This is a genomic window from Levilactobacillus suantsaiihabitans, from assembly GCF_004745505.1.
GTDB lineage: Bacteria > Bacillota > Bacilli > Lactobacillales > Lactobacillaceae > Levilactobacillus > Levilactobacillus suantsaiihabitans.
The window spans coordinates 1-1,862 of sequence record NZ_RKLX01000049.1 but is presented as its reverse complement, the minus strand read 5'-3'; the positions used below and the strand labels follow the sequence as shown (position 1 = coordinate 1,862).

Here is a 1,862-nt window from a genome sequence, read left to right as displayed (position 1 = left end):
AAAAAAAGTATCTAAAAACAAAGTCAATAATAGTTGGTGGCGTTTTTGGTAGTATTTCTACTCCTTTCATCAAGCAATCAGGAATCTAACCCAGAAATAGTTGACAAAGAGCCCATTTTCCTACCGCCTTGGATAGTTATAAGAAGCAAAAAAATTCTCATACTATTTGGCTGCCAGTGGTAATTTAAAGATGATAAAAGTCGATACAGCGTAAATAATTAAAATCGGAATCAGTAACATTCCATAGGTGATGGTCCACGTCAAAATGGTCATTAAGGCAGTGCCAACTGTATTTAAAATTACTAACGTTTTCCTGGTTAGTTTAAATGAATGCCACATTAAAAACCACCAGTAGACCAATGAAATAAGTAGCGCAAAGCTTCCCAATTCAGCTAATGACAATTTTTATTTATCTCCTATAAATTGTTTTTGTAATATATTAAAGCTTGCAAAAATTAAATTAACGATCATACTCCAAGGGTGGATAAGGAGCTAGAGTATCTTTAACACCCTCCCGATGATCATAGATACTTAGGGACACCCTTTTATCCTGCCAAGACATATTATAAATATATTGATAGGTATGGTGTTGGTGGCGAATTGAAACATCTTCCTCCCATTGTCCCATATTGACCCAATTAAAAACTATTTTCTGATTTTTAATGCTATTTTTTGGAATCTTTTGGGCAACCATGTACGTTCGAACGGCTCCAGTAAAATAAGTGCGATGTTGCCAATAAATGGCTAGCCAAACTATTAAAAAGAACCCTAGTAATAAAGCTATTACGTACCCAATCTTTTTAAGCATAACTAATCCACACCTCTTTTTCATTTTGTTGTTAGTTTATGGTAGATTGCTTAAATATTATAAACAGGCAAACGTTTCACTTAGTACCCTGCTGCTGGCCTGCTCACCCAAAGATGATCTCGCTTGTCGTCCGTGCTAACTCCTCCACATAGCTGACGCCAGAATTGAAGTTGCGGTTATTGCGGGTGTAAATAGCAATTAAGTAGCTTCGGTCTCTCTTAGGCAGGAAGCCAATGCTGTGAACTTCCCACTTCTTATTGTCGCTGGCCTTGCGCCAACCATTCTTTAGGTAGAAGTCGGTGGGGTTGCCTGCCGAGATTCCCCACTGCTGCTGAGGGTTAATCGTCTTCATCAGCGCCTTGATGTAGTTGCGTGACTGGTCGTTCAGGTAATCGCTATGGGGGTCGAGATAAATCATCTTGAGCAGTTTTAATTGATCACTGGGGACCGTCAGGGTGGTTCCCCACCAGGTTGAAGCGGTCGTGTTGGTCATGCCCAGATCGGCGTAAACTGCTTTCAGGGCCATGATTCCGCCCAGGTAGTTTTTGAGAATCGCGGTTGTCGCCTTGTTATCACTATTGCGGATCATTCGTCTAGTCAGTTCCCGCTGCTTGTCGTTCAGTTCTCCCCCGGTGGTATGGAGGAGGAGAGAGATCACCGCCACCTTGACGGTACTGGCAGTCTCGTACCGTAAGGCGGGGGTGTTTGTAAAGGAGCATTTTGCCAGACTGCCCTGCATTTGAATGGCGATTGCGGCGGCATTGCCATACTTTTCCATAATCTTTTGCCAACTGTTAACCAGTTGGTCAATTAGTGCTCGCTCCAAGTTACACACTCCTTTTTAGGCAGCAGCGCCGTCGTCATCCATCAAATGGCAGATCTTTTTGACAAAGAAGAGGAGGATGATACCGAAGACGATGCTGACCGTTCCGATGGTTAGGAAGTACGGGACTTCGGTAGCGGAGGAATAAAACTTGACGATCTGAGCGTTGACCGCTTGTCCCGCCGCGTCCGCTAAGAAGTACATGCTCATCATCTGCGATTTAAAGGCCTT

Annotated in this window: 3 protein-coding genes and 1 pseudogene; all 4 read right to left on the bottom strand. The window is 43.0% G+C overall.

Going from position 1 to position 1,862, the window contains the following annotated elements:
* Nucleotides 1–162: 162 nt before the first annotated feature.
* Entirely contained in the window at nucleotides 163–402 is a 240-nt protein-coding gene (locus tag EGT51_RS12745) for a hypothetical protein (protein ID WP_135369024.1), read from the bottom strand.
* Nucleotides 403–460: 58 nt separating this feature from the next.
* Nucleotides 461–808 (bottom strand): DUF3139 domain-containing protein, encoded by a 348-nt coding sequence (locus EGT51_RS12740; protein WP_010620858.1) that lies wholly within the window; start codon nucleotides 806–808, stop codon nucleotides 461–463.
* Between the two features lie 103 nt (nucleotides 809–911).
* On the bottom strand, nucleotides 912–1,634 hold the full coding sequence (locus tag EGT51_RS12735; RefSeq protein WP_135369023.1) for a serine hydrolase: 723 nt from the start codon (nucleotides 1,632–1,634) through the stop codon (nucleotides 912–914).
* A 15-nt stretch (nucleotides 1,635–1,649) separates the two neighbouring features.
* Nucleotides 1,650–1,862: pseudogene (locus EGT51_RS12730) on the bottom strand (peptide ABC transporter permease); the annotation flags it as partial.